Origin of the sequence: Sphingomonas sp. UNC305MFCol5.2 (genome assembly GCF_000712135.1) — a bacterium.
Lineage (GTDB): Bacteria > Pseudomonadota > Alphaproteobacteria > Sphingomonadales > Sphingomonadaceae > Sphingomonas.
Map to the genome: position 1 here is coordinate 570200 of NZ_JOOE01000004.1, position 23911 is coordinate 594110.

The window sequence follows — 23911 nt, forward strand, 5'->3', positions numbered from 1 at the left end:
GTTAACCTGTAGTCCCCGCAATAGGGAAGGCTTAGCCACCAAGACTTTAGAATTGCCTAACCACGGCGTAACCCGCGCGGGCAATTGCACCCAGGCCTCGCTTGTGAGAGCTTGCGTCTCCCTCTTCGACGAGGTTGCCATGTTGCTGATACTAGCCCCGCTACTGCTCGACGCGCAGACCCCCGATTTCGGCTGGCTGGTCGGCAATTGGTGCACCGAACCCAGAAACGGTGCGACGACGTGTGAGACCTGGAAGCCGATGGACAAGGGCCGGATGCAGGGCGCCGGCACCACGCGCGCGGGCACGTTCGTGAAGACCAACGAGGCGATGACGATCATCGTCGGCGAATCCGGGACGGTTTTCCACGCCGAGCCCGCCGGCCAGAAGGCCGCGGACTTCCCGATGCGCAAATTCGATCCGGCGGCGCGATCGGTCGTGTTCGAGGATGCCGCGCACGATTATCCCCAACGCGTGCGCTATTGGCGCGAGGGGGAGGCGCTGATGGCGGAGATTTCGCTGCTCGACGGCAGCAAGGCGATGCGGTGGGCGTTTCGCCGCACGCCGGAATAATGCCTATTCGGCCTTTTCGGCGAGGACGGTCAGGCCGCGCTCGTTGACCTCGGCGAAGCCGCCTTCGATGCGGATCGTCTCGGGCGTGGTGGCGCCGGTCTTGTAGATTTCGAGATTGCCGTCGCGGATCGTCGACATCAAAGGCGCATGCCCTTCGAGCACGCCGAAATCGCCCTCGGTGCCGGGGACGACGACCATGTGCACCTCCTCGGAGCGGACGAGACGTTCGGGTGTGACGAGTTCGAAGTGCAGCATTTTCTTACCTTCACTCCCTCTCCCCTTCAGGGGAGAGGGCAGGGGAGAGGGGGAGAGCGACGCGCCTGCGTACAGGCCCCTCTCCCCGGCCCTCTCCCCGCAAGCGGAGAGAGGGAGAGTTCCAAGTTACGCCTCGCCGGCGAGCTTCTTGGCCTTCTCGACCGCCTGGTCGATGCCGCCGACCATGTAGAAGGCGGCTTCCGGCAGGTGGTCGTACTCGCCGTTCACCACCGCCTTGAACGACTTGATGGTGTCCTCGATCTGCACGAACGCACCGGGGATGCCGGTGAACACTTCGGCGACGTGGAAGGGCTGCGAGAGGAAGCGCTGGATCTTGCGGGCGCGCGAGACGGTCAGCTTATCCTCTTCCGAAAGCTCGTCCATGCCGAGGATCGCGATGATGTCCTGCAGCGACTTGTACTTCTGCAGTGTCGCCTGAACGGCGCGGGCGGTCTCGTAATGCTCCTGGCCGACGACGCGCGGCTCGAGCACGCGGCTGGTCGAGTCGAGCGGATCCACCGCCGGGTAGATGCCGAGCTCCGAGATCGCGCGGTTGAGCACGGTCGTCGCGTCCAAGTGGGCGAACGAGGTAGCCGGCGCCGGATCGGTAAGATCGTCGGCGGGGACGTACACGGCCTGCACCGACGTGATCGAGCCCTTGTTGGTCGACGTGATGCGCTCCTGCAGCGCGCCCATGTCGGTCGACAGGGTCGGCTGATAGCCCACCGCCGATGGGATGCGGCCGAGCAGCGCCGACACTTCGGCGCCCGCCTGGGTGAAGCGGAAGATGTTGTCGACGAAGAACAGAACGTCCTGGCCTTCGACGTCGCGGAAATATTCTGCGATCGTCAGGCCCGAGAGCGCGACGCGGGCGCGGGCGCCCGGCGGCTCGTTCATCTGGCCGTAGACCAGGGCGACCTTCGAGCCTTCCGACTGCGCGTTGCCGTCGGCGTCCTTGGCGATGACACCTGCGTCGAGGAACTCGTGATAGAGATCGTTGCCCTCACGGGTACGCTCACCGACGCCCGCGAACACCGAGGTGCCGCCATGGCCCTTGGCGATGTTGTTGATCAATTCCTGGATGAGCACGGTCTTGCCCACGCCGGCGCCGCCGAACAGGCCGATCTTGCCGCCCTTCGCATAAGGCGCGAGCAAGTCGATCACCTTGATGCCGGTGACGAGGATGCTGCTCTCGGTCGACTGGTCGACGAAGAGCGGGGCCTCGGCGTGGATCGGTGAAGTCAGATCAGTATCGACCGGGCCGCGCTCGTCGATCGGCTCGCCGATGACGTTGAGGATGCGGCCGAGCGTCTTCGGACCGACGGGGACGCGGATCTGCGAGCCGGTGTCGGTGACCGACTGGCCGCGGGTCAGGCCCTCGGTCGCGTCCATCGCGATCGTGCGGACGGTGTTCTCGCCGAGGTGCTGGGCGACCTCGAGGACGAGGCGATTGCCATTGTTGTCGGTCTCGAGCGCCGAGAGAATGGCGGGCAGCACGCCGCCATCGAACGACACGTCGACGACGGCGCCGATGACCTGCGAGATGCGGCCTACGTTATTGGTGCCCGTGGCGGGGCGGTCGAGTGCGGCGGTTGCCATCTTCACTTCCTTGCGGTTGGATTCTGTTGCGGTGTGGCCAGGGCCTGACGGACGATGCGCACGGTGACTCGGCGGCTTTTTGGTCCGGCACCGGGAAGCGGCTGGGCCTCGACGCTGAGCGTCGCCACGCGGTGCAGCGTCGCCGAGGCGGATTGCCGATTGTTGAGTGCGGCCCGGATCTCGTCGCCGGGACCGACCCCGAAACGCGAGAGGAAGCCGCGCACGATGCGATCCGGCGTGCGGCCGATCTCGGCCTCTGTCTTCGACCTGGGCTCGCGCTTCACGTCGATATCGAAGGTGAAGACGATCGTATCGACACGCTCGGCGGCGCCGCCGCTGGCGGTGAAGCCGGTCTTGATCACGACCGGCGCCGTGGCGTCGGGCAGCGTCTGCTCTACGCCCGCAGCACGGAAGGCCGCGTTGCCGGTCGGCTTGTAACCGTCGATCTTGTAGCCGAATTCATTGGCGGCGGCGACGATCGCGGCAGGATCGGTGAACATCCCCGTCCAGCGATCCGACATCGCCTTTTCGGGATCGGGTGCGACGCCGGCGGCCTGGGCCTGTGCTTCATTGAACGCCCCCTCGGGCGCGGATGCGCCGCCGCAGCCCGCGAGCGCGAGGCTCACGGATGCCAGCAAGAGGGATACGTCCAGGCGCATCAGAGTGCCTCGGCTCCCGAGATGATCTCGACCAGCTCGGTCGTGATCGCGGCCTGGCGGGCACGGTTATACTGGATCGACAGCCGCTTTATGAGATCGCCGGCGTTGCGCGTGGCGTTGTCCATCGCGGTCATCTTGCTGCCCTGCTCCGATGCGGCGTTCTCGCGCATTGCGCGATAGAGCTGGATCGCGACGTTGCGCGGCAGCAGGTCGGCGAGGATCGCTTCCTCGTCGGGCTCGTAGATCACCGCGGCCTGGGCGGCGGTGCTGGGCACCGTGCCCTCGGGCACCGAGCTCGGCGCGACCGGGATGATCTGCTGCTCGGTCGGTTCCTGCGTCAGCACCGACTTGAAGTGCGAATAGAACAGGTGTGCGACGTCGAACTCGCCTGCCTCGAAGCGCGCGATCAGATCGTCGGCATAAGCGCGGGCATCGGCGAAGCCGAGCTTGCCGAGATCGCCCGGCTCGATCGAGTGGACGAAGCTTTTGGGGAACAGCCGGTTCAGCACTGCGCGACCCTTGCGGCCGACCGTGTAGAACTTCACCGTCTTGCCCTCGGCGATCAGCTCGTGCGCGCGGCGGCGGGCGAGGCGGGCGATGTTGGTGTTGAACGCGCCGGCAAGACCCTTGTCCGAGGTTGCGACCACGAACAGATGGACCTGGTCCTTGCCGGTGCCGGCGAGCAGCTTGTGCGACGATTCGCTCACCGTCACCTTGGAGGCGAGGCTGGCGACCACGCTCTCGAGGCGCTGGGCGTAGGGACGGCCAGCTTCCGCCGCCTCCTGCGCACGGCGCAGCTTGGCGGCGGCGACCATCTTCATCGCCTTGGTGATCTTCTGCGTCGACTTCACCGAGCCGATGCGGATCTTGAGTGCCTTGAGAGAGGCCAACGCTTTCTTCCTTCTCGTGCCCCTGCGAAAGCAGGGGCCCAGGGTAATCGAGCGAGTCGTTTGCGACTCTGGGCTCCTGCTTTCGCAGGAGCACTAGAGGATTACGCGAACGTCTTGCCGAACTCGGTCAGCGCGGCCTTGAGCTGGTCGCGGACGTCGTCCTTCAGATCCTTGCTGTCGCGGATCGCGGTCAGGATGCCGGCGTGCTTCGAGCGCATCTCGGCGAGCATCGCCTGCTCGTAGCGCACCACGTCCTGCGTCGCGATTCCGTCGAGGAAGCCCTGCGTGCCCGCGAAGATCGACACGGTCTGCTCTTCGAAGGGCAGCGGCGAGAATTGCGGCTGCTTGAGCAGTTCGGTCAGGCGCGCACCGCGGTTCAGCAGGCGCTGGGTCGAAGCGTCGAGGTCCGAACCGAACTGCGCGAACGCCGCCATCTCGCGATACTGGGCGAGCTCGAGCTTGATCGAGCCGGCGACCTTCTTCATCGCCTTGGTCTGCGCGGCCGAGCCGACGCGCGACACCGACAGACCCACGTTGATCGCCGGGCGGATGCCCGCGAAGAACAGGTCGGTCTCGAGGAAGATCTGGCCGTCGGTGATCGAGATCACGTTGGTCGGGATGTACGCCGAAACGTCGCCCGCCTGCGTCTCGATGATCGGCAGCGCGGTCAGCGAACCGCCGCCCATAGCATCCGACATCTTCGCCGCACGCTCGAGCAGGCGCGAGTGGAGATAGAAGACGTCGCCCGGATAGGCTTCGCGGCCCGGGGGGCGGCGCAGCAGCAGCGACATCTGGCGATAGGCGACCGCCTGCTTCGAGAGATCGTCGAACACGATCAGCGCGTGCATGCCATTGTCGCGGAAATACTCGCCCATCGCAGTGCCGGTATAGGGCGCGAGGAACTGCAGCGGGGCGGGCTCCGACGCGGTCGCGGCGACCACGATCGAATATTCCATCGCGCCATTCTCTTCGAGCGTCTTGACCAGCTGCGCCACGGTCGAGCGCTTCTGGCCGACCGCGACATAGACGCAGTAGAGCTTCTTCGACTCGTCGTCGCCGGAATTGACGCCCTTCTGGTTGATGAAGGTGTCGATCGCGACGGCCGACTTGCCGGTCTGGCGATCGCCGATGATCAGCTCGCGCTGGCCGCGGCCGACGGGGACGAGCGCGTCGATCGCCTTGAGGCCCGACTGCATCGGCTCGCTGACCGACTGGCGCGGGATGATGCCCGGCGCCTTCACTTCGACGCGCGAACGCTGGTCGGTGACGATCGGGCCCTTGCCGTCGATCGGATTGCCGAGGCCGTCCACGACGCGGCCGAGCAGGCCCTTGCCGACCGGGACGTCGACGATCGTGCCGGTGCGCTTGACGGTGTCGCCTTCCTTGATCTCGGCGTCCGAGCCGAAGATCACGACGCCGACATTGTCGGCCTCGAGATTGAGCGCCATGCCCTGCACGCCGTTGGCGAACTCGACCATCTCGCCGGCCTGGACATTGTCCAGCCCGTGGATGCGCGCGATGCCGTCACCGACGCTGAGCACCTGACCGGTCTCCGAAACCTCGGCGTCGGTGCCGAAGCTGGCGATCTGATCCTTGATGACCTTGGAGATTTCTGCGGCGCGGATATCCATGGTGTTAGCCTTCAGCCTTTCATCGCGTGCGCGAGGGAGTTCAAACGGGTCTTGATCGACGAATCGATCATCTGGCTGCCGATCTTCACGACCAGCCCGCCGAGGAGCGAGGGATCGACCGAGAGGTCGACATTGACGTCGCGGCCGAGCCGGGTGCGCAGCTGTGCCTTGAGCGCGTCGACCTGCGCGGCGTCGAGCGGGTGCGCCGACGTCACTTCGGCAGTGGTCTCGCCGCGATGCGCCGCGGCCAGCTGGCGAAACGCGCGGATGATCGCGGGCAGCTGGCCGAGGCGACGGTTCTGCGCGAGCACGCCGAGGAAATTGGTGGTCGTCTGATCCAGCTTGAGCGAAGCCGCGGTTGCCGCGACGGCCTTGGCGGCGGGGCCGCGGGCGATCAGCGGGCTGGTGGTCAGCGCCTTGAAATCAGCCGATTCGCCGAGGGCCTGCTGCACCGTGGCGAGGCTGGCCTCGACCTTGGGCAAGGCCTTCGAATCACGCGCAAGCTCGAACAGGGCGGTTGCATAGCGTCCGCTTAGACTGGCCTGAATACCGCCGGAATTCTCCACGCGTGTCGGTTCCTCTTGGAGGGTTCGGAATTGGCCCCATGCAAAAAAGGGGCACGCCAGAGGGCGCCCCGATGGGTCGCGGCGCGGTTAGCATCGGTGTCACGGGGATGCAACCCGAGTCCTCTGGACAAGCGCGCGCAGAGATGTTGCTTTGCGTCCGGGGGCCGGAAACAGGGGGCAGATAATGAAGCGCAAGGCGTTGCTCGTCGCAGGCGTGCTGGCATGGGCCGGCGCGGCGCAAGGCGAAGTGCTGGAGATCACCGGCGAATTTCCCGCGAACAACCGCGAGGCGAGCTTCCTCGAATCGATCTCAGTCGATCGCTTCGGCGGGAGCGACGGCACGGCGCTGCAGATCGCGATCGAGCGCGCGCTGGGCGGAAGCCAATTCGAGCTGCTCGGCGGGCGTACCGGGCGCGATACAGCCGAGGGATCGATCTCGGGAAGCATCTCCTCGGGCGTCGACGAAAGCAGTTTCCGCAAGAAGGAGAAGCAGTGCGTCTCCAAGGACGACAAGGGCAAATGCCTCAAGGAAGAGCAGGTCGAGATCGGGTGCAAGCGCCGGATCATCGACATCAAGGCCGACATCCGCATCGTCCGCAACACCGACGGCCGCATCCTCTATTCGCAGCCCAAGCCCTTCCGCGAGGAAGTGGAATGGTGCCGCGGCAATAGTCCGGAGCGTACCACCGAGGATGTGATCGAGGGCGCGATCCGCGATATCGCCGGATCGCTGCGCGGCGATCTCGTGCCGCATGTCGACACCTACAAGATCCGCGTGCGCGAGAATACCAAGGGGCTTTCGAAGGACGTCGCCAATCGCTTCAAGGAGCTGGTCAAACTGACCAAGCGCGATCCGCAAGGCGCGTGCAGGGGCTGGGAGGTGATGCAGACCGAGGCGGCGGGATATCCCTCGCTGCTGTTCAATCTGGGGCTCTGCGCCGAGCAGCGCGGGGACTATGAGAAGGCGCTCGGCCTGTATCAGGACGCGGCGCTCGCCGGCGCGAACGAGGGCCGCGAGGGGTTCACGCGGGCGACGCGGCTGGTCGAGGGTCGCGCCGACGCGCAGGAGCGCGCGAAGCGGAAACGGGGTTGATCAAGATATAGCCCTCTCCCGCTTTCGCGGGAGAGGGCAATGCGGGAGGAAGGAGTCAGTTAGCGCCCGCGGCCGCCTGCATTGGCGGGGCGGGCCGGCCGAGCGTGGAACTTGCCTTTGGGGCGCGCATAGTTGCGGGGAGCGTCGCCGCGTGGCTGATCGCTGCGCGGGCCGTCGTGACGGCGCTGCTCGCCCGACGCGCCGCCGGGCTGGCCCTGGCGGCGATTGTCGTCGCGGCGCTCACCATGAGGCTGCCCGTCGCGGCGTTCGCCACGATGCTGGCCGCCCTGGCCTTGGCCATGACGCTGCCCGCCGCCGGGGCGGCCATGCTGCATCGCGCGGCCATTGCGGCCGTTCGCCTCGTCGCGGCTCATCGGCGTCGGCTGACGAGTCGACTTGATCTTGTTCGCTTCGTTGACGAAGTCGGCCGGCAGCGGCTGGACGGTCAGCTTCTGGCGCGTCAGCCGCTCGATATCCTTCAGGTACGGACGCTCGTCATCGGCGCAATAGCTGATGGCGAGGCCGGTCGCGCCGGCGCGCGCGGTGCGGCCGATGCGGTGGACATACTGATCCGGCACGTTGGGAAGCTCGAAGTTGAACACGTGGCTGACGCCCGAAACGTCGATGCCGCGCGCGGCGATGTCGGTCGCGACGAGAATCTTGACCTTGCCCGAACGGAACTCACCAAGCGCACGCTCGCGCTGGGGCTGGCTCTTGTTGCCGTGGATTGCATTGGCGGCGATGCCGTTACCCCCGAGCAGGCGGACGACACGGTCGGCGCCATGCTTGGTGCGCGTGAATACCAATGCGCGGTCGATGCTCGGATCGCGCAATGCCATCGTCAGCAGCGCCTGCTTCTCGGCCTGCGCCACGAAGGTGACGTGCTGCTCGACGCGCTCGGCAGTGGTCGCCTCGGGCGTGACCTTCACTTCGACCGGGTCCTTGATGAACTGGCCGGCGAGCTCGCGGATGGTCTTGGGCATCGTTGCCGAGAAGAACAGAGTCTGGCGCTTCGACGGCAGATCGCGGACGATCCGCTTGAGGGCGTGGATGAAGCCGAGATCCATCATCTGGTCGGCTTCGTCGAGCACGAGGATCTCGATGCCGAGCAGGATCGCGTAGTGCTGATCCATCAGATCGACGAGACGGCCCGGGGTGGCGACGACGATGTCGACGCCGCGGGCGAGATCGGTCTTGTTCTTGTGAATGGACGTGCCGCCGAAGATGGTGGCGACCGAAAGCGGCGTGCCCTTGGCATAATGCCGGGCATTGTCGGCGATCTGGCTGGCGAGCTCGCGCGTCGGCGCGAGGACGAGCATGCGGCAGCCACGCGGCTGGGCGCGCTTGCCCGATGCGATCAGCCGATCGATCGAGGGAAGCATGAAAGCGGCGGTCTTGCCGGTGCCGGTCTGGGCGATGCCGAGCAGGTCGCGGCCTTCGAGCAGCGACGGGATCGACTGTGCCTGGATCGGCGTCGCCTCGCTATAGCCCTTGGCGGCAAGCGCGGCGAGAACGGTCTGCGAGAGACCGAGTTCTTTGAATTGCATTATGGACCTTACGAATACGGCCAGCGGGCGCGCACGGAAAATGGGCGCACGAAGGCGGGGTCAAAAAAATTGACGACCCGCGTGACTAGGGAAGCCGTGAAATCAACCGAGGCAGAGCCGGGACGGGGGCCAATACAGGCTTCGTCCGATCACGCTGCATGATGCCTCGCTGGGCGGCCATATGGTAGCAAAGCTGCCATAAGTCAATCCGCGCCGTATTTGCGTTGGTTTCCGGGAGCTAAACCGCCAATCGCAAGACTTTCTTAACCAATCGCCGCGTAGCCCGGATGCTCCTGTAGTTTTGGGGAATGCGCTGTGCTCGTCGCGCGTCTGGAAGTTCTTGGCGAAGTCGATCCGCGCGGGGCGATCCGCTTCCATGTCGCGAGCGAGAGCACGCTGCGGGGCGCCGACGGCAGGCCGTTCGAAGTGCTGGTCGACAATTTCTCGCGCACCGGTTTCCTGTTCGTCTCGGAAGAGGAATTCCCCTCGGGCACGCTGGTGGCGATCGGCCTGTCGGGTGCAGGATCCCGCGAGGCGCAGGTGGTCTGGCGCGAAGGCCGCCGCCACGGCTGCGAGTTCCTCGTCCCGCTTCCGCAGTCGAAAATGGCACGCGCGTTCCAGGGGCATCAGGAAGTGCTGGCCAATCTGGAAACCGCGCTTCGCGAGCGGCTTGGGCGCGCCCAGCCCGCAGCGCCCAAAGCAGCCGAAAGCGTCAGGCACGACGTTCCACCATCGCGGCACAACCGCAAGCAGAAGCTGGTCGAAGCGATCCGGGAATTCCTCGGCAACTAGCCGGCAAACCAACGCCCGATAGCTGACGACCTAATCCCGCTTTGGATCCGTCTGATAGGGCCGCTCGCGATAGTCGAACCAATCGAAATCGGCGGCGCGTCCCGTACCTGCCATATCCTGACACGCCATTCCCACGAACGCGCCGGTGAAGTTGGGCAGGCCCGGCTGAGTCGCCTCGTCGGAGAGAATGCTCGCGTCGAACTGCTCGGGAAGCCAGGTCCAGTCGTCGCCTTCGGCACGGAAGGCGAAGCGCAGGCGTTCGAAGTCCACCTCCACGCGCAGCTCGATCCGACCCTCCGGGATCGCGATCGGCGCGGTGAAGGCGTCGGCCTCGGGCGAATCGGGCAGCGCGGACATCACGCGGATGTGGCGGCCGATTTCGTCGTCATGGCTGACATGAAGGTAATGGAATTTGGCGCCGTTGTAATAAGCGACCAGTCCCGCCGCCTGCTGGAAATGCTCCGGCGCGAATTCCATCGCGCAGGATGCCGAATAGCAGAAATCCTGCTGGCGCCGCGCGACCACCGCCTGCGTGAACAGGCTGCCGATCGTCTCGCGCCCGTAGAGGCGGAGATGGCCCGGGCGCGCGGTCAGGCTGAAGATGCGCTCGGGTTCGGGGGTGCGGAGCCATTGCAGATCGAGCGGGAGCACGGCGCTGTCGAAATCATAACGGGCTTCGGTCTCGCGCGGCGGCGAATGTGCGACATCGAGCGCAGGCGCTTCGAGCACCGGCATGCCGCTGCGGTCTTCGGTATAGAGCCAGCCATCCTCGGCCCAGATCATCGGCTGGATCGCGGTCTCGCGGCCAAGGATGCAGCGGCCGCGATTGGGCAGCGGACGGCCGCAGAGATAGGCCATGTACGTCCGGCCGTCGGGCGTTTCGACCAGATCGGCATGGCCCGCGCGCTGCAGCGGCGGGTCGGGCCGGTTGCGGCTGCTCAGGATGTGGATGTCGGGATGCAGTTCGTATGGACCGCTTATTTGCTTCGCGCGGGCCATCGTTACGGCATGGTCCCAGCCGGTGCCGCCCTCCGCGACGAGCAGATGATAATATCCGCCCCTTCTGTAGAGGTGCGGCGCCTCGGTGAGGCCGAGCGCGGTGCCGGGAAATATGTTGACGCGCTCGCCGATCAGCCGCCGTTCCGCGGGCGAATATTCCTGCAGCACGATCCCGGCGAAGCGATTGCGGTCGGGGCGGTGATCCCAGAGCTGGTTGACCAGATACTTCCGTCCGTCGTCGTCATGGAACAGCGCCGGATCGAACCCGCTCGAATTGAGGTGGACGGGATCGGACCAGTCGCCATCGATCGTGTCGCAGGTGACTAGGTAATTGTGGAAATCGCGCAGGCTCGCGCCCGACGCGCCGCCGACGGTAGTGCGGCCATAGCGCTTCACATCGGTATAGATCAGCCAGAAGCGCTCCCCGTCATGGCTGATGTCGGGCGCCCAGACGCCGCAGCTGTCGGGATCGCCGCGCATGTCGAGCTGGCGCGCGCGAACGAGCGGGCGGGCGATCAGGCGCCAGTTGGCGAGGTCGCGCGAATGGTGGATCTGGACGCCGGGAAACCATTCGAAGGTCGAAGTGGCGATGTAATAATCGTCGCCGACGCGGCAGATCGAGGGATCGGGATTGAAGCCGGGCAGAATCGGGTTGCGGATCATGCGGCGCGAGTCCTCCGGGCGCGGACCTCGATGACCAGGCCGAGCAGGGCGAGCGCCAGCCCGAAACCCCAGATGCCGCGCATCGCGATCGGCACTTCGCACGCACTGAAGCTGGTGAACAGACCATCGCACGGCACCGGCGCGATGCCGCTCGCGTAGAAGAGCGTCAGCCCGCCCGAGAGAATCGCGCCCAGCACGATCGGGATCCAGCCGCTCTCGCGCCCCTGGTCCTGCCCGGGCTTGCGCACCAGCGTCCAGAGCAAGGCGGCGGCGATCAGATCGAGCACGCCCAAGGCAATGAAGAACGGATCATAGCCGATGCGCACCACCAGCGCCCCGATCAGCAAAGTGAAGATCAGCACGCCGAGATTGGCCGTCGCCCCCGCCATGCCCGCGACGGTGCCGACCTCGTTCTTGGGGAACAGATCGCTCGCCATGGTGATGCAGGTGACCGACAGCGTCTGGTGCGCGAAGGCGCCGATGCTGAGCAAAGCCACGGCGGCATAGGGACTAGTGACGCCGCCGACGAACAGCATGCTCGTCATCATCAGTGCGCCGATCGTGAAGGTCCAGCGCCGCGCGTCGATCAGTGCGATGCCGCGGCGCTCGAGCTGGAGCACGAGGAAGGGGCCGAACAGGCAGCCGATATCGGCGGCGACGAAGGGGAGCACCACCGCGATCGCGAGCTCGCTCAGATTGAAGCCGCGGACTTCGCTCAGATAAAGCGGCAGCCAGAAGGTCAAGGTCGCCCAGGTGGGGTCCGCGAGGAAGCGGGGCAAAGCGATGCCCCAGAAATTCCGCCGCCCAAGCAGCGAGAGCACGCGCGGCTTCTCGCCGGTCGCCTGGACATGCGCTTCTTGCCCGGATTCGATCAGCGCGCGCTCCTCGGCGGAGATGCGGGGATGGTCCTCGGGCGCGCGGTAATAAAGCAGCCACAGCACGACCCAGAGCAAAGCGAGCCCGCCGGCGACGTAGAAGGCCGCGCGCCAGTTCCACCAGACGATCGCCATCGCGACGATCGGCCCGGCCATCGCGATGCCCGCCGAGGCGCCGAGATTATAGATGCCGCCCGCCAGCCCGCGCTCCTTCGCGGGAAACCATTCGGAGACGACCTTTAGCCCCGCAGTGTGCGAAGTGCCCTCGGCGAAGCCCAGTGCGCCGCGCAATGCCGCCAGCCCTTGCCAGCTCATCACCCAGCCATGCGCGAAGGTGAGCAATGCCCATGCGGTGGCGAAGATCGCCATGCCGGTGCGCAGGCCGATGCGATCGAGGATGTACCCCACCACCGGCTGGAGCATGATGAACGCCTGGAACACGCCGGTGACCCAGCTATATTGCTCCTTGGTCATCGGCACGTCGGCCTGGAAGCTCTCGGTCGCGACCACCACGCCTAGGGTCTGGCGGACGAGATAGTTGATGATCGTGCCGAGCATCACGATCGCGATGATCCACCAGCGCAGTGCGCGGGTTCGTTGCCAGAAGCCCATCTACTCTCCCTCGCGCCTTCCGCGCGTGCGGAGACTGTTAGCGTTAACGTTGCCGTCTGAAAATCGGAAGGGCAAGCGCTATCCGCTTTGAGCGCAAGTCGCGGGATGTGGCGCTGGGCGGGCGGGCCTATATCGGCTGCATGAGCAATCAGCAGACCATCAGCGACGATACCGCCTGGGCGGCATTCGACGCGCGCGACCGCGCTTATGAAGGGCGCTTCATCGTGGCGGTGACCACCACGGGCATCTATTGCAAGCCGACCTGCCCGGCGCGGCGGCCCAAGCGCGAGCATGTGATCTTCTATCCCGATGCAGATGCCGCGCGGAACGCCGGCTACCGTGCATGCCTGCGCTGCAAGCCCGACGAAGTGGGCCGCGACCGGATCGCAGTGGCCGAAGCCGTTGCGCTGATCGAGGCGGCAGAAGAGCCGCTGGGGCTCGAGGAATTGGCCGCGCGGGTCGGCTATGCCCCGCACCATTTCCAGCGACTGTTCAAGCGCGGGACCGGTGTGACTCCGGCGGCTTATGCCCGCGGACTGCGTGCGCGCCGCGCCGCCGCCGCGCTGACCGAGGAGGAGCGCGTGACCGATGCCATCTACGAGGCGGGCTATGCCGCGCCCAGCCGCTTCTACGAGACCGCCAATGCCCGGCTGGGCATGACGCCGAGCGCATGGAAGCGCGGCGGCGCCGGCGTGACGATTCGCTGGACGACTGCCGAAACCAGCCTCGGCCCGCTGCTGATCGCGGCGACCGACAAGGGGCTGTGCCGGGTCGCCTTCGACGAGGATCAGTTCGCGCTGGCGCGGCGCTTTCCGGCGGCGGAGATCGCACCGGGCGGGGCGGCTTTGGCCAATCTCGCCGCGCGCGTGGTGCGCGAAGTCGAGACGCCGGGACGCGACATGGATTTGCCGCTCGACGTGCAGGGCACTGCCTTCCAGGAAGCGGTGTGGCAGGCGCTGCGGGCCATCCCGCCGGGCGAGACGCGCAGCTATGCCCAGCTCGCCACTGAAGCCGGCAATCCGCGGGCGGTGCGCGCGGCGGGGACGGCATGTGGCGCCAATCATGTCGCGGTGCTGATCCCGTGTCACCGCGCCCAGCGGGCCGACGGCAGCATGGGCGGCTATGCCTATGGCGTGGATCGCAAGCGCGTGCTGCGCAAACGCGAAGGGGTGATGGAATGAGCTATGTCATCACCGGGCTCGACCCCGCACCGTTCCGGCGCTTCTACGGCCTGTCGAGCGAAGCGCTCGCCGCCGAGCATGTCGTGCGGATGACGGCGGACAGCCAGCCGGGCTTTCCGTGCCGCGTGACGCTGGAGGACGCGGAGCCCGGCGAGGCATTGCTGCTGCTCAATTACGAGCATCTGCCCGATGCCGGCCCATACCGTTCGCGCCACGCGATTTTCGTGCGGGAAGGGGCCGAGACGCCAGCACTCTATATTGACGAGATACCGGAGCAACTCGCGACTCGACTTCTGTCGGTAAGAGCGTTCGATCGTGACGCGATGATGACGAACGCCGACGTCGTGGAGGGAAAAGCACTCGAACCGCTGATCGCCGCGATGTTCGCCGATCCCGCGGTGGCATTCCTCCATGTCCACAATGCCAAACGAGGCTGCTTCGCCGCGCGGGTGGATCGCGGCTGAACTACAGCGGATTGAGCTTTCTCCGCCCGAAACGAGCGGGTCAGAGTGAAGCCGACAAATCCAAGCCGTAGACCAATAAATCGAAGGTCCGGAAGTGGGTGGTTAGCCGACGTTCCGCTTTCCGATTGAGAAGCCAACCAGCGCTCCCGTGATCCAGATCGCCTCTGGCAACACCATGAACCCCATTCCGATCGACCACCACAGGAAGAAGCCTCCCGGTGCTGGGTCTGCAGTGGCCATCAACGCGGTGAAAACCAGCGGCGGCACGGCGATGAACAGCGCTAGCAAGACCAACCGCAACCTGCTTGGGGGGACCCTGCCAACCAAATAACCGGCGGATGGTGGCACGAGGAAAATCAGGAGCCAGAAGACCATCATCTAGTCACTATGCCGGAAGTCGCTGATGTCCGCTATTGGGGCGTTAGCAGTCGTTCGCAGTTTATGCGTTCACGACCTACTTCGCCGTCGCCGAGGGCGGCCCTGACGGGGCCGGGCTGCAGCTATAGACGAGCTTCTCGTTATAGACCGGCGGCAGCGCCGCGCGCAGCGCCTGTTGCTGCGACGCGAGGTTGGCCCGCGCGGCCTGATCGGACGAGCAGGTCTTGAGCTCGACGCCCGAGCGCAACTGCCGCGCCTTGGTCATCTGCCCGGACGACAGCAGATAGCGCGTGTTGGTATAGGTTTTGGTCGCCGGATCCCAGACGAGCACCGAGACGGTCTGGTCCTGATCGGGCACGAGGATGCGCTGCCACAGCGTGCCCGATTCGGCATATTGGGTGCGCCCGTTGATGCATCCGTCCGCGCCGATATCGAGCTCGACCTTGGCGACGTTCGAGACGGTGATCCGGCTCCGTTCGGGCACGAGCGCGCAGGTCATCCGGCCGAGCGCGACCTGATCGGGCACGGCGGCCCCCGCGTTCGCCTTGGGTACCGGAAGCATCCGCGATTCGTCGAAGCTTGGGCGCGTCAGGAACAGCACCACCGCGCCCAGCATCAGCACGCCGCCGCCGACTGCGACCCAGATCGCCTCGCGTCGGCGATCGCGCGAGAGCAGCAGCCCGGCGCCGCCCAGCGCCAGCGCCCCCAGCACGAGCAGCAGGCCGGCGCCCGCCATCTGGTTCTCGCGCGCGACGATGTTGCGCGCCCGCGCCTGGGACAGCGCATCCTCGCGTTCGTTGGCGCTTTTCGCGGCGTCCGCCCGGGCGCGTGCTTCGGCATCGAGCCGCGCCTTTTCGTCGGCGTTGCGTTCCTGCGCCAATTGCTCCTCAACGCTGGTGCAGGGTACGCTGACGGTGGCGAAGGGTTGCTTTGCGCCCTGCAGGAACGCCGCGAGTTCGTTGCCCGCGATCGCGAAGGCAAAGGTCGAATCGCCTTCGTCGGCGCGCGTGATAGCCGAATTGACGCCCAGCACGCGGCCGCAGCGATCGAGCAGCGGGCCACCCGAATTGCCGCGCGCGATGTTGGCTGTGTGGAGCAGCACGCTGGTGCCCTCGAGCGTGCGGGTGCCCGCGAAGCCGCCCTGCGAACGGACCGGCGATTGCGGGTTGATGAAGTCGGCGGCCGAGCGCGCGGTGGCGAGATCGACATTGCCGGGATAACCGAGCGCGATCAGCGCCTCGCCGTCGCCCGGCGCGCCGGTGTAGAGCGTCAGCGGGGGCAGCCGGACCCCGGAGAATTCGATCAGCGCCAGATCGCGCTGCTGATCGATCGCGATGAGCTTGCCCTGATAGGACTTGTCACCTTCCGAGGGCACGATGCCGATCACGACATTGTCGGGATAACGATCGGCGAGTTCGACGACATGGGCGTTGGTGACGATGCGGTTCGGCGCGACCGCGAAGCCGCTGCCATGGCCGAAGCCGACGACTTCGTCGTTGACCACGGCGATGGTGACGATCCGCACGACGCCGCGGGCAGAGGCCGAGATATCGTCGGCGCGCGCAGGCATCGCCCAGGCGAGCGCCAGCGCGACCATCATCAGCAAGCGCCGAACCATTCCCACGCGACCTCCTATTTGGTCGCTGCTTTCAAGCAAAAGCGACGTCGGTTCAAGCGGGGGAATGCCTCATGCGAACCGAGCGCCGTCTGGCGACGGAGCGCGTTTCACGGACCGGGTTGCGGTGCCGGGCTGGTCGGTGGCGCGCCCTTGTCCTCGCCATCCTTGTCCTCGTCACCCTCGCTCGAATCGAGCGATTTGATCGCACCCTCGACATCGCCCTTGTCGATCGTCGCGATCATCGCCGCTGCGCGTTGGGCGAGGCCCTGACCGTGCGGATTATAAGCGAGCGGGGTGAGCATGGCGCGTGCGTGTGCCTTGTCGCCGTCCTTGAGATACATCCTAGCCGCATTGAAGCGGAGCCGGTCGTCCTGCGGCGCGAGATCGAAAGCGGCGGCAAGGCCGTCCTTGGCATTCTCGCTGGGCGGAAAGCCGAAATCGACGAAGCTGCGATAATAGAGAATGAGCAGGCGCGGGTCTTCGGGTTCGAGCTTGTTGCCCGCCGCTATGATCTTGCGGATCGCGGCGAGCGTCTCCTTGCTCCTGTCGCGTGCGACACTGGCGGCGGTGAGCCGCGCCATTGCCTTGAAGATATAGGCATCGACCGCCTTGGGGTTGGCGGCGATGGCGCGATCGGCGGCAGCTTCGGCTGCGACGAGATCGCGCGCGTCATAGGCTGTTTCGGCGAGAACGATCTGGGCGCCGGGATCACCGGGAAACGCTGCTGCGGCCTTCTGCGCATCGGCGTAGACGCCGGGCGCGGTCTTGCGGTTGACGCCGTTCTTCGAGCGGATGCGCACGTCCATCGTTGCCGCCTCGCCAGGGGTAAGCGGACGCAGCGCCACTTCGACGTTGGGCAAGCCGCTGACGAGAAACGCGGCGATCTTGCCGCGCTTGTAGCGCTCGAGCTCGTTATCGAGTGCCTGCAGATTGCCGAACGCCTGCGCCGCTTCGAGCGACGGCTTGCCCGCGTTGAGCGCCGCGAGATAGGCGCCGAGTTGCCCCGGCCGCTGGCGGGCGATCAGGAAATAATGGCTCAACAGCCAGCCGCGGCCGTACAGCGCGGCGCGTTGCTCGGGGCTAAGCTTGAGCGTGTCCGCGACGAGCAGCTTGCCGATCGGCAGATTGTTGCCCGTCATCAGCGTGCGGGCGCGATATTGCGGCGGGCGGCCGAGCACCACGTCGCCGTTCTTCTGGAAATCGGCAGTGGCGAAGAGCTCGGCAAAACCTTCGATGAACCATGCCGGATACACCGAATGGGGCGAGATGCTCCACATCAGGTGATGGGTATATTCGTGGAGCAGGATCGATTCGGCATCGAGGTCGGTTTCGCTTCCCGAACCCGACCTGCGCGGCACGACGGCGAGCGAACCGCCGGCGCGGGGCTTGTAGAATCCCGCGACGAACCGATTGCCGATGAGCTTCGACACCTCCTCGCGGCTGCCGACCACATAGACGGTGAGGCGGTTGGGCTTTGCCGTCGGCTGGTCTTTCCAGCCGCCGAGCTTGCGCACCGCCATGTCGAACCGCTCGAGATTGGCAGTGAACTCGCGGATTTTCTCGGGACGCTGATCCGAATAGACGACGAAATGCTGCGTGCTCGCTTCATACCAGTCCGCCCGCGCCGTGGCGGGCAACAACAGAAACAACAGCGGCAACAGCTTGCGAAGCATCACGAATCCCCCGATCTCGGCGCGATGCTAGAGGCGCAATGTGACAGCGGATAGAGGAGAATCCAGGGCTCAGACGAAGCTGTAGGGATCGACGTCCACTGCCACCCGCACCTTCGCGCTCCATTCGAGCGCGCCCAGCCAGTCGCGGATCATGTCCTGCAGGTCGAAGGCGCGGCGCGCATGAATGAGCAGGCGGAAACGGTGACGACCGCGCAGCATCGCGAGGGGGGCGGGGGCGGGGCCGTAGACGTGCATCTCGTCGCGCCGCGGCGCGGTGCGGCCGATCATCCGGGCGGTCTCCTCGGCGGCGGCCTTGTCCTCGCTCGACACGATGATCGCGGCGTAGCGGCCATAAGGCGGCGCGCCCGCCTCGCGGCGCGCTTCGGTTTCCGCTGCGTAGAAGGCGGCGCTGTTTCCCGAGATCAGCGCCTGCATCACCTGCGCGTCGGGCGCGTGCGTCTGGATATAGACGTGCCCCGGCTTTTCGCCGCGGCCGGCGCGTCCCGACACCTGCATGATCTGCTGGAAGGTGCGCTCAGCCGCGCGCAGGTCGCCGCCGTCGAGCCCGAGATCGGCATCGACCACGCCGACCACCGTCAGATTCGGGAAGTGATAGCCCTTGGTGACCAATTGGGTGCCGACGACGATGTCGATCTCCTTATGCTCCATCCGCTGGACGAACTCGGCGGCCTTGGCGGGGGACCAGAGCGTGTCCGACGTGACGATCGCGGTGCGTGCGTTCGGCCAGAGCACCGCCACTTCGTCGGCGATGCGCTCGACGCCGGGGCCGCAAGCGACGAGGCTGTCGGCCTCCTCGCATTCGGGGCAGATCTCGGGTGTCGGGATCATGTGCCCGCAATGATGGCAGGAAAGGCGGCGGATCAGCCGGTGCTCGACCATCCATGCGGTGCAATTCGGGCATTGAAAACGGTGGCCGCAATGCCGGCAGAGCGTCAGCGGGGCATAGCCGCGCCGGTTGAGGAACAGCAAGGACTGCTCGCCGCGTTCGAGCGCCGCGTCGATCGCGAGGATCAGCCGGGGGCTCAGCCAGCGGCCGCGATCGGGCGGCTCCTTGATCAGGTCGATTGCTTCGATGTCGGGAAGTTCGGCGAGCCCGTAGCGGCCGGGCAGCTTGAGTTCTTCGTAGCGGCCGAGCTCGACCTGGTGGCGCGTCTCGATCGCCGGAGTGGCCGAGGCGAGAATCACCGGGCAGCGCTCGAAATGTCCGCGCATCACCGCGACGTCGCGCGCGTGATAATGGACGCCTTCCTCCTGCTTGAAGCTGGTCTCGTGCGCCTCGTCGACGACGATCAGCCCGAGATTGGGATAGGGCAGGAACAATGCCGAGCGCGCGCCGACGGTGACCAGAGCCTCGCCGCCGGCGATCGCCCGCCATGCGCGGCGGCGCTGCGAAGTGCGCAATCCGGAGTGCCAAGCGACCGGCTCGCAGCCGAAGCGCTGGGCGAAGCGCGTGAGGAACGGCTCGGTGAGCGCGATCTCGGGGAGCAGCACGAGAGTCTGCCTGCCCGCGGCGATAGCGGCGGCAATCGCCTCGAAATAGACTTCGGTCTTGCCCGATCCGGTGACGCCGTCGAGCAGGAAAGGCTGGAAACGCGCGGCTTCGACCGATTCCCGGAGAATGCCGGCGACCTTCGCCTGTTCGGGGCTGAGATCGGGCGGGCCGAAAGCAGGATCGGGCAATGGATAGGGACTGTCGGTGTCGACCGTCACCGCTTCGATCGCGCCGACCTTGCACAGCCCGCGGATCACGCCTTCGGAGACATCGGCGATCGTCGCCAGCTCGCGCACCAGCCCCTGCCGCTCGCCGATCCGCTCGAGGGCCTGCGCGCGCTGCGGCGTCAGGCGATCGGGCACCAATCCGGTCGCGCGATATTCGGTGATCGTCGGCGCGCTTTCAAAGGCGGCCGACGTGCGCACCGCCATCGCGAGCACCGCCGAGAGGGGGCTGAGATAATAATCCGCAGTCCATTCGACGAGCCGGCGCACAGGTTCCGGAATCGGCGGTGCATCGGCTACCGCGATCAGATTGCGCAGGCGATTGTCACCGATTTCCTCGGTCGGCAGCCGCTCGGGCTCCCAGACCACGCCGGCATATTGGCGCGGGCCGATCGGCACGACGACGATCGACCCGGGCTCGACCGTAATGCCTTGCGGCACGCGATAGTCGAGGGGACCGAGCGCGGGATGGAGGACGAGGATGCGGGCGCGCATGCCGCCCTCATATGGGCATTTTCGCGCCGAAGGGAATCCCGTCGGTCGCGCGCTAGTCGCTGTCGCCGATGCTCGCGACGTTGAACGACAGCGTGAAGGTGGCGGCGTGATCCATCTGGTCGCGGCGGCCGTCGCGGCCGAAGCGATATTGATTGAGATACCCGACTTCGCCGCGCAATTTGCCGCCGAGCCCGAACGACAGGCCGGCCGCGTTGCGCATCCGCTCATAGCCGCCGCGCTGGCCCCAGCCGGTGGTGTTTAAGTTGAGGAAATGCTCCTGCGTGGCGAAGAGCTTCAGGCCCTTGTCGTTCAGCGGCGTATCGAAGCCGAGTCGCGGGCGTACCCGCACGCCGATCTCGCCGCCGCTGCTGTTGAACCGCTCCTCCAGCCGCAATCTCCCCGAGAAGCCGCTGCCGAACGGGACCAGCACCATCTGCCGCAGGCGCTCTTCGTTCGGCAGCACCATGCCGCGATTCCAGTCCTCGACATGCCGATAGCCGATCGACAGCTCTATGCCGCCTGCGGTGGTATGGGTGAACAACAGGCCTGCCTCGGCATGCGAGAAGCCCTCGGCGCGATCGCTGAAGCGGCCGATGCCCTCCAGCGTCACTTTCTCGCGATCGCCGATCGTGACGGTGCCGTTGGTCTGCAGCCACAGCTGGCGGTCGACCTGCTGGGCATGGGCCAGGGCCGGCGCGAACAGCAAGGCTGCCGATAGAAAGGGGAGGCGCAACACCATTGGACATCCTCGGAGATGGCGAATCCGGTTCCCGCGGCCCTAGCAACAATATAGCAATAGTGTCACGGTCCTGCCGCATTTTGCCGTGGTTGCTACGTATCCATGGTCCGCTTATGTTCCGCTCTGCCGGCGGAGTCGGCGCAAAGGGGGACTCGCCATGTTGCTGACCGCATTCGCACTCTCGCTCGCTACACAGACGTGCAAATCCTACGACACCGCGCTTCCCGCGCCGCTGAGCGGGTGGAAGCGATCGGGGCGCGGCCTCGACACCGGTCATTCGGTGACGCTCGCTCGCAGCGGCGATTCCATCCGGACCACGGTCCGCATCCGCAAGGCCGGCACCTTCGGGATCGCGCTCGGCGAGCCTGGCTGGATCGATGTTGCGCCGATGCGGGGCAAGCCGCTCGAATCGGTCGCGCACGGGCATGGCCCCGATTGCTCGACGATCCGCAAGATCGTACGGTACAGACTGCGTCCGGGGACCTATCGCGTCACGGTCAACAAGCTTAAGGCGACCCGCGCACGGCTGATGCTGGTGCGCTACTGATTCGCCTGGGGACTGCCATGAAATTCTTCGCCGACACCGCCGACACCGCCGACATCCGCGACCTCGCCGATACCGGGCTTCTCGACGGCGTCACCACCAATCCGTCGCTGATCCACAAGGCGGGGCGCGACTTCCTCGAAGTGGTCGCGGAGATCTGCCAGATCGTCCCCGGCAAGCCGGTATCGGCCGAAGTCGTCGCGCTCGATCACGAAGGCATGATGCGCGAGGCCGAAGTGGTCCGTAAAATCGCCGACAACATCGCCGTCAAGGTGCCGCTGACGATCGACGGGCTCAAGACCTGCAAGGCGCTCACCGACGACGGCACGATGGTCAACGTGACGCTCTGCTTCTCGGCCAACCAGGCGTTGCTCGCCGCCAAGGCCGGCGCGACCTTCGTCTCGCCGTTCGTCGGCCGCCACGACGATAACGGCTTCGACGGGATGCAGCTGATCAGCGACATCCGGCTGATCTACGACAATTACGATTTCTCGACCGAGATCCTCGTCGCCAGCGTGCGCCACCCGATCCATGTGCTCGAGGCCGCGCGGATCGGCGCCGACGTGATGACCGCGCCGCCCGCGGTGATCCGCCAATTGGTCAAGCACCCGCTGACCGACAAGGGGATCGAAGGCTTCCTCGCCGACTGGGCGAAGACCGGGCAGAAGATCGGTTGAGCCTTTTCCCCTCCCTAATAGGGAGGGGTTAGGGGTGGGTAAGAAAAGGCCGGGATCGATGCCCGGCCTTTTCTTTTTTCCATGCAATTCGATGGGCTCGCCTTCGGCTCGCACCCACCCCCAGCCCCTCCCTTGCAGGGAGGGGAGTCCAGGGACCATTGTGTCCAGATGACCGAACCCGCACTGCCTCTGCTCTACGGCCAGCATCTCGCCCGCGACCGGCGGCGTTCGGTGCATACCGTCCGTGCATACGAAGCCACCGCGGTCCGGCTGATCGCGTTCCTCCAGTCGCATTGGGGCGAGGCGGTGACGCGCGACGGACTCGCGCGGATCGGCAATGCGGATATGCGGGCGTACCTCGCGCATCGCCGCAACGACGGCCTGTCCAATGCCTCCGCGGCGCGCGAGCTTTCGGCGGTGCGCGGTTTCCTCAAATTCGCCGTCGGCGACGCGGCCGAGTTGCCGAGATTGCGTGGGCCGCGAGTCAAGAAGGGCGTGCCGCGCCCGATCGCGCCGCACGAGGCAGTGGCATTGGCCGAGACCGTGTCCGAAGAGGCAAGCGAGCCGTGGATCGGCGCACGCGACTGGGCGGTGCTGCTGTTGCTCTATGGCGCGGGCCTGCGCATCGGCGAGGCAGTGGGCCTGACCGGCGCGGTGCTGCCGCTCGGCGCGACGATGCGCGTCACCGGCAAGCGTGCCAAGACCCGCAATGTGCCCTTGCTGCCGCAGGTGCGCGCGGCGATCGAGGCCTATGCCGATCTATGCCCCTATGGCGTGTCGCGCGATGCGCCGTTGTTCCGCGGAGCCAAGGGCGGACCGTTGCCGCCGGGGATGATCCGCAAGGTGGTGCGCGCGGCGCGGACGTCGCTGGGCCTTTCCGAGCGGACGACGCCGCACGCGCTGCGCCACAGCTTCGCCACCCACCTGCTCGGGCGCGGCGCCGATCTGCGCGCGCTGCAGGAGTTGCTCGGCCATGCAAGCCTCAGCTCGACCCAGATCTACACCGCGGTCGATGCCGCGCATCTGCTCGACGTCTATCGCAACGCCCATCCGCGCGCCTAGCGCCTGGCGCGGGGCTTCCAGGTGGCGATGCGCCAGACATAAGCGAGCAGCGCAAGGACGATGATCGCAGTCACGCCCGGCGCGATCCAATGGTCGATCGTCTCGAAATTGGTGCCCAGCCAGAAACCCACGCCGACGAGGATCGTGTTCCACACCAGGCTGCCGGCGGTGGTGTAGGCCACGAATCGCCAGAACGGCATGTGCAGCAGTCCCGCGGGAATCGAGATCACGGTGCGCCCGATCGGCATGAAGCGGAACACGAACACCGTCGCACCGCCCCAGCGATCGAAGAAACTGCGCAGCCGCTCGACATCCTCCCAATCCATCGTCAGCCAGCGGCCCCAGCGATCGACCATCGGCTTGAGCCGCTCATAGCCGTAGCGCCGGCCGATCTCCCACCAGAACAGGTTGCCGACCGCGCAGCCGAGCGTGCCCGCAGCCACGAGGAAGGCGAAGTTCATCTTCCCCTGGCCCGCCGCGATCCCGCCCACGCTCATGATCACTTCGGACGGGACTGGCGGGATCACGTTTTCCAGCACCATCAGCAGGAAAATCCCGAAATAGCCCCAGTCGAGCCAGTCGATCATCGCT

Annotated in this window: 23 protein-coding genes; 9 read left to right on the forward strand and 14 right to left on the reverse strand. The window is 66.2% G+C overall.

All coding sequences use genetic code 11. The annotated features are described in order from the left end of the window. Positions 1 to 139: 139 nt before the first annotated feature. The gene (locus tag BR78_RS21080) at positions 140 to 571 is read left to right on the forward strand and encodes a DUF6265 family protein (protein WP_051683413.1); all 432 of its coding nucleotides are present in this window, start codon (positions 140 to 142) and stop codon (positions 569 to 571) included. 3 nt (positions 572 to 574) lie between these two features. Here the strand turns inward: BR78_RS21080 and BR78_RS0118865 are convergent, their stop codons facing one another. From BR78_RS0118865 to BR78_RS0118890, 6 genes are all read right to left on the reverse strand, one after another. Next, positions 575 to 826, reverse strand: coding sequence for an ATP synthase F1 subunit epsilon (locus BR78_RS0118865; RefSeq protein WP_029937381.1), 252 nt, complete (start codon positions 824 to 826; stop codon positions 575 to 577). Between the two features lie 126 nt (positions 827 to 952). Next, positions 953 to 2425 (reverse strand): F0F1 ATP synthase subunit beta, encoded by a 1473-nt coding sequence (gene atpD, locus BR78_RS0118870; RefSeq protein WP_029937382.1) that lies wholly within the window; start codon positions 2423 to 2425, stop codon positions 953 to 955. 2 nt (positions 2426 to 2427) lie between these two features. Next, positions 2428 to 3051, reverse strand: coding sequence for a hypothetical protein (locus tag BR78_RS0118875; RefSeq protein ID WP_156022386.1), 624 nt, complete (start codon positions 3049 to 3051; stop codon positions 2428 to 2430). 32 nt (positions 3052 to 3083) lie between these two features. Then, positions 3084 to 3974, reverse strand: a complete 891-nt coding sequence (locus BR78_RS0118880; protein WP_029937384.1) for a F0F1 ATP synthase subunit gamma — start codon at positions 3972 to 3974, stop codon at positions 3084 to 3086. A gap of 101 nt (positions 3975 to 4075) precedes the next feature. Further along, positions 4076 to 5605 carry a F0F1 ATP synthase subunit alpha gene (gene atpA / locus BR78_RS0118885; RefSeq protein WP_029937385.1) on the reverse strand — a complete coding sequence of 510 codons (1530 nt, stop codon included), beginning with the start codon at positions 5603 to 5605 and terminating at the stop codon, positions 4076 to 4078. An 11-nt stretch (positions 5606 to 5616) separates the two neighbouring features. Next, on the reverse strand, positions 5617 to 6171 hold the full coding sequence (locus BR78_RS0118890) for a F0F1 ATP synthase subunit delta (RefSeq protein WP_029937386.1): 555 nt from the start codon (positions 6169 to 6171) through the stop codon (positions 5617 to 5619). Between the two features lie 184 nt (positions 6172 to 6355). Here BR78_RS0118890 and BR78_RS21085 point away from each other — a divergent pair, with 184 nt between their 5' ends. Next, positions 6356 to 7264: a tetratricopeptide repeat protein gene (locus BR78_RS21085; protein ID WP_029937387.1), complete on the forward strand. Its 909-nt coding sequence runs from the start codon at positions 6356 to 6358 to the stop codon at positions 7262 to 7264. 59 nt (positions 7265 to 7323) lie between these two features. On the opposite strand, the gene BR78_RS0118900 is transcribed toward BR78_RS21085, so the two are convergent. Beyond that, positions 7324 to 8811 (reverse strand): DEAD/DEAH box helicase, encoded by a 1488-nt coding sequence (locus BR78_RS0118900; RefSeq protein ID WP_029937388.1) that lies wholly within the window; start codon positions 8809 to 8811, stop codon positions 7324 to 7326. Positions 8812 to 9126: 315 nt separating this feature from the next. Between BR78_RS0118900 and BR78_RS21090 the strand changes: the two genes are divergently transcribed. Next, entirely contained in the window at positions 9127 to 9603 is a 477-nt protein-coding gene (locus BR78_RS21090; RefSeq protein ID WP_051683414.1) for a PilZ domain-containing protein, read from the forward strand. A 30-nt stretch (positions 9604 to 9633) separates the two neighbouring features. On the opposite strand, the gene BR78_RS0118910 is transcribed toward BR78_RS21090, so the two are convergent. Further along, positions 9634 to 11265, reverse strand: a complete 1632-nt coding sequence (locus tag BR78_RS0118910; RefSeq protein WP_029937389.1) for a glycoside hydrolase family 43 protein — start codon at positions 11263 to 11265, stop codon at positions 9634 to 9636. Beyond that, a complete protein-coding gene (locus tag BR78_RS0118915; protein WP_081855851.1) occupies positions 11262 to 12752 on the reverse strand; it encodes an MFS transporter in 1491 nt (496 codons plus the stop codon). The genes BR78_RS0118910 and BR78_RS0118915 overlap by 4 nt, the downstream gene beginning before the upstream one ends. A gap of 140 nt (positions 12753 to 12892) precedes the next feature. Between BR78_RS0118915 and ada the strand changes: the two genes are divergently transcribed. The 3 genes from ada to BR78_RS21865 all read left to right on the forward strand — a co-directional run bounded on the left by ada (position 12893) and on the right by BR78_RS21865 (position 14728). After that, positions 12893 to 13933, forward strand: a complete 1041-nt coding sequence (ada, locus tag BR78_RS0118920) for a bifunctional DNA-binding transcriptional regulator/O6-methylguanine-DNA methyltransferase Ada (RefSeq protein ID WP_029937391.1) — start codon at positions 12893 to 12895, stop codon at positions 13931 to 13933. After that, positions 13930 to 14397 carry a DUF1203 domain-containing protein gene (locus tag BR78_RS0118925; protein WP_029937392.1) on the forward strand — a complete coding sequence of 156 codons (468 nt, stop codon included), beginning with the start codon at positions 13930 to 13932 and terminating at the stop codon, positions 14395 to 14397. The genes ada and BR78_RS0118925 overlap by 4 nt, the downstream gene beginning before the upstream one ends. A 148-nt stretch (positions 14398 to 14545) precedes the next feature. Continuing rightward, on the forward strand, positions 14546 to 14728 hold the full coding sequence (locus BR78_RS21865; protein WP_156022388.1) for a hypothetical protein: 183 nt from the start codon (positions 14546 to 14548) through the stop codon (positions 14726 to 14728). 123 nt (positions 14729 to 14851) lie between these two features. On the opposite strand, the gene BR78_RS0118935 is transcribed toward BR78_RS21865, so the two are convergent. The 4 genes from BR78_RS0118935 to BR78_RS0118950 form a co-directional block, all read right to left on the reverse strand. Then, positions 14852 to 16393 carry a S1C family serine protease gene (locus tag BR78_RS0118935; protein ID WP_029937394.1) on the reverse strand — a complete coding sequence of 514 codons (1542 nt, stop codon included), beginning with the start codon at positions 16391 to 16393 and terminating at the stop codon, positions 14852 to 14854. 107 nt (positions 16394 to 16500) lie between these two features. After that, positions 16501 to 18066 (reverse strand): hypothetical protein, encoded by a 1566-nt coding sequence (locus tag BR78_RS0118940; RefSeq protein ID WP_051683415.1) that lies wholly within the window; start codon positions 18064 to 18066, stop codon positions 16501 to 16503. Between the two features lie 69 nt (positions 18067 to 18135). Then, positions 18136 to 20298, reverse strand: coding sequence for a primosomal protein N' (locus tag BR78_RS0118945; protein ID WP_029937396.1), 2163 nt, complete (start codon positions 20296 to 20298; stop codon positions 18136 to 18138). Positions 20299 to 20350: 52 nt separating this feature from the next. Beyond that, on the reverse strand, positions 20351 to 21037 hold the full coding sequence (locus BR78_RS0118950) for a DUF2490 domain-containing protein (RefSeq protein WP_037567052.1): 687 nt from the start codon (positions 21035 to 21037) through the stop codon (positions 20351 to 20353). A 157-nt stretch (positions 21038 to 21194) separates the two neighbouring features. On the opposite strand from BR78_RS0118950, the gene BR78_RS0118955 reads away from it, so the two are divergent. From BR78_RS0118955 to BR78_RS0118965, 3 genes are all read left to right on the forward strand, one after another. After that, positions 21195 to 21584, forward strand: coding sequence for a hypothetical protein (locus tag BR78_RS0118955; protein WP_029937398.1), 390 nt, complete (start codon positions 21195 to 21197; stop codon positions 21582 to 21584). 17 nt (positions 21585 to 21601) lie between these two features. Beyond that, on the forward strand, positions 21602 to 22258 hold the full coding sequence (gene fsa, locus BR78_RS0118960; RefSeq protein ID WP_029937399.1) for a fructose-6-phosphate aldolase: 657 nt from the start codon (positions 21602 to 21604) through the stop codon (positions 22256 to 22258). Positions 22259 to 22426: 168 nt separating this feature from the next. Beyond that, positions 22427 to 23320 carry a tyrosine recombinase XerC gene (locus BR78_RS0118965; protein WP_029937400.1) on the forward strand — a complete coding sequence of 298 codons (894 nt, stop codon included), beginning with the start codon at positions 22427 to 22429 and terminating at the stop codon, positions 23318 to 23320. On the opposite strand, the gene BR78_RS0118970 is transcribed toward BR78_RS0118965, so the two are convergent. Then, positions 23317 to 23907, reverse strand: a complete 591-nt coding sequence (locus BR78_RS0118970; RefSeq protein ID WP_029937401.1) for a DedA family protein — start codon at positions 23905 to 23907, stop codon at positions 23317 to 23319. The genes BR78_RS0118965 and BR78_RS0118970 overlap by 4 nt on opposite strands. Positions 23908 to 23911: the final 4 nt, after the last annotated feature.

What these genes read in the sequence shown, in the direction of transcription:
- BR78_RS21080 (WP_051683413.1), top strand. Translation starts at nt 140, where the DNA reads ATGTTGCTGATACTAGCCCCGCTACTGCTCGACGCGCAGACCCCCGAT.
- BR78_RS0118865 (WP_029937381.1), bottom strand. Translation starts at nt 826, where the DNA reads ATGCTGCACTTCGAACTCGTCACACCCGAACGTCTCGTCCGCTCCGAG.
- atpD (WP_029937382.1), bottom strand. Translation starts at nt 2,425, where the DNA reads ATGGCAACCGCCGCACTCGACCGCCCCGCCACGGGCACCAATAACGTA.
- atpA (WP_029937385.1), bottom strand. Translation starts at nt 5,605, where the DNA reads ATGGATATCCGCGCCGCAGAAATCTCCAAGGTCATCAAGGATCAGATC.
- BR78_RS21085 (WP_029937387.1), top strand. Translation starts at nt 6,356, where the DNA reads ATGAAGCGCAAGGCGTTGCTCGTCGCAGGCGTGCTGGCATGGGCCGGC.
- BR78_RS0118900 (WP_029937388.1), bottom strand. Translation starts at nt 8,811, where the DNA reads ATGCAATTCAAAGAACTCGGTCTCTCGCAGACCGTTCTCGCCGCGCTT.
- BR78_RS0118910 (WP_029937389.1), bottom strand. Translation starts at nt 11,265, where the DNA reads ATGATCCGCAACCCGATTCTGCCCGGCTTCAATCCCGATCCCTCGATC.
- BR78_RS0118915 (WP_081855851.1), bottom strand. Translation starts at nt 12,752, where the DNA reads ATGGGCTTCTGGCAACGAACCCGCGCACTGCGCTGGTGGATCATCGCG.
- ada (WP_029937391.1), top strand. Translation starts at nt 12,893, where the DNA reads ATGAGCAATCAGCAGACCATCAGCGACGATACCGCCTGGGCGGCATTC.
- BR78_RS0118925 (WP_029937392.1), top strand. Translation starts at nt 13,930, where the DNA reads ATGAGCTATGTCATCACCGGGCTCGACCCCGCACCGTTCCGGCGCTTC.
- BR78_RS0118935 (WP_029937394.1), bottom strand. Translation starts at nt 16,393, where the DNA reads ATGGTTCGGCGCTTGCTGATGATGGTCGCGCTGGCGCTCGCCTGGGCG.
- BR78_RS0118940 (WP_051683415.1), bottom strand. Translation starts at nt 18,066, where the DNA reads ATGCTTCGCAAGCTGTTGCCGCTGTTGTTTCTGTTGTTGCCCGCCACG.
- BR78_RS0118945 (WP_029937396.1), bottom strand. Translation starts at nt 20,298, where the DNA reads ATGCGCGCCCGCATCCTCGTCCTCCATCCCGCGCTCGGTCCCCTCGAC.
- BR78_RS0118950 (WP_037567052.1), bottom strand. Translation starts at nt 21,037, where the DNA reads ATGGTGTTGCGCCTCCCCTTTCTATCGGCAGCCTTGCTGTTCGCGCCG.
- BR78_RS0118955 (WP_029937398.1), top strand. Translation starts at nt 21,195, where the DNA reads ATGTTGCTGACCGCATTCGCACTCTCGCTCGCTACACAGACGTGCAAA.
- fsa (WP_029937399.1), top strand. Translation starts at nt 21,602, where the DNA reads ATGAAATTCTTCGCCGACACCGCCGACACCGCCGACATCCGCGACCTC.
- BR78_RS0118965 (WP_029937400.1), top strand. Translation starts at nt 22,427, where the DNA reads ATGACCGAACCCGCACTGCCTCTGCTCTACGGCCAGCATCTCGCCCGC.
- BR78_RS0118970 (WP_029937401.1), bottom strand. Translation starts at nt 23,907, where the DNA reads ATGATCGACTGGCTCGACTGGGGCTATTTCGGGATTTTCCTGCTGATG.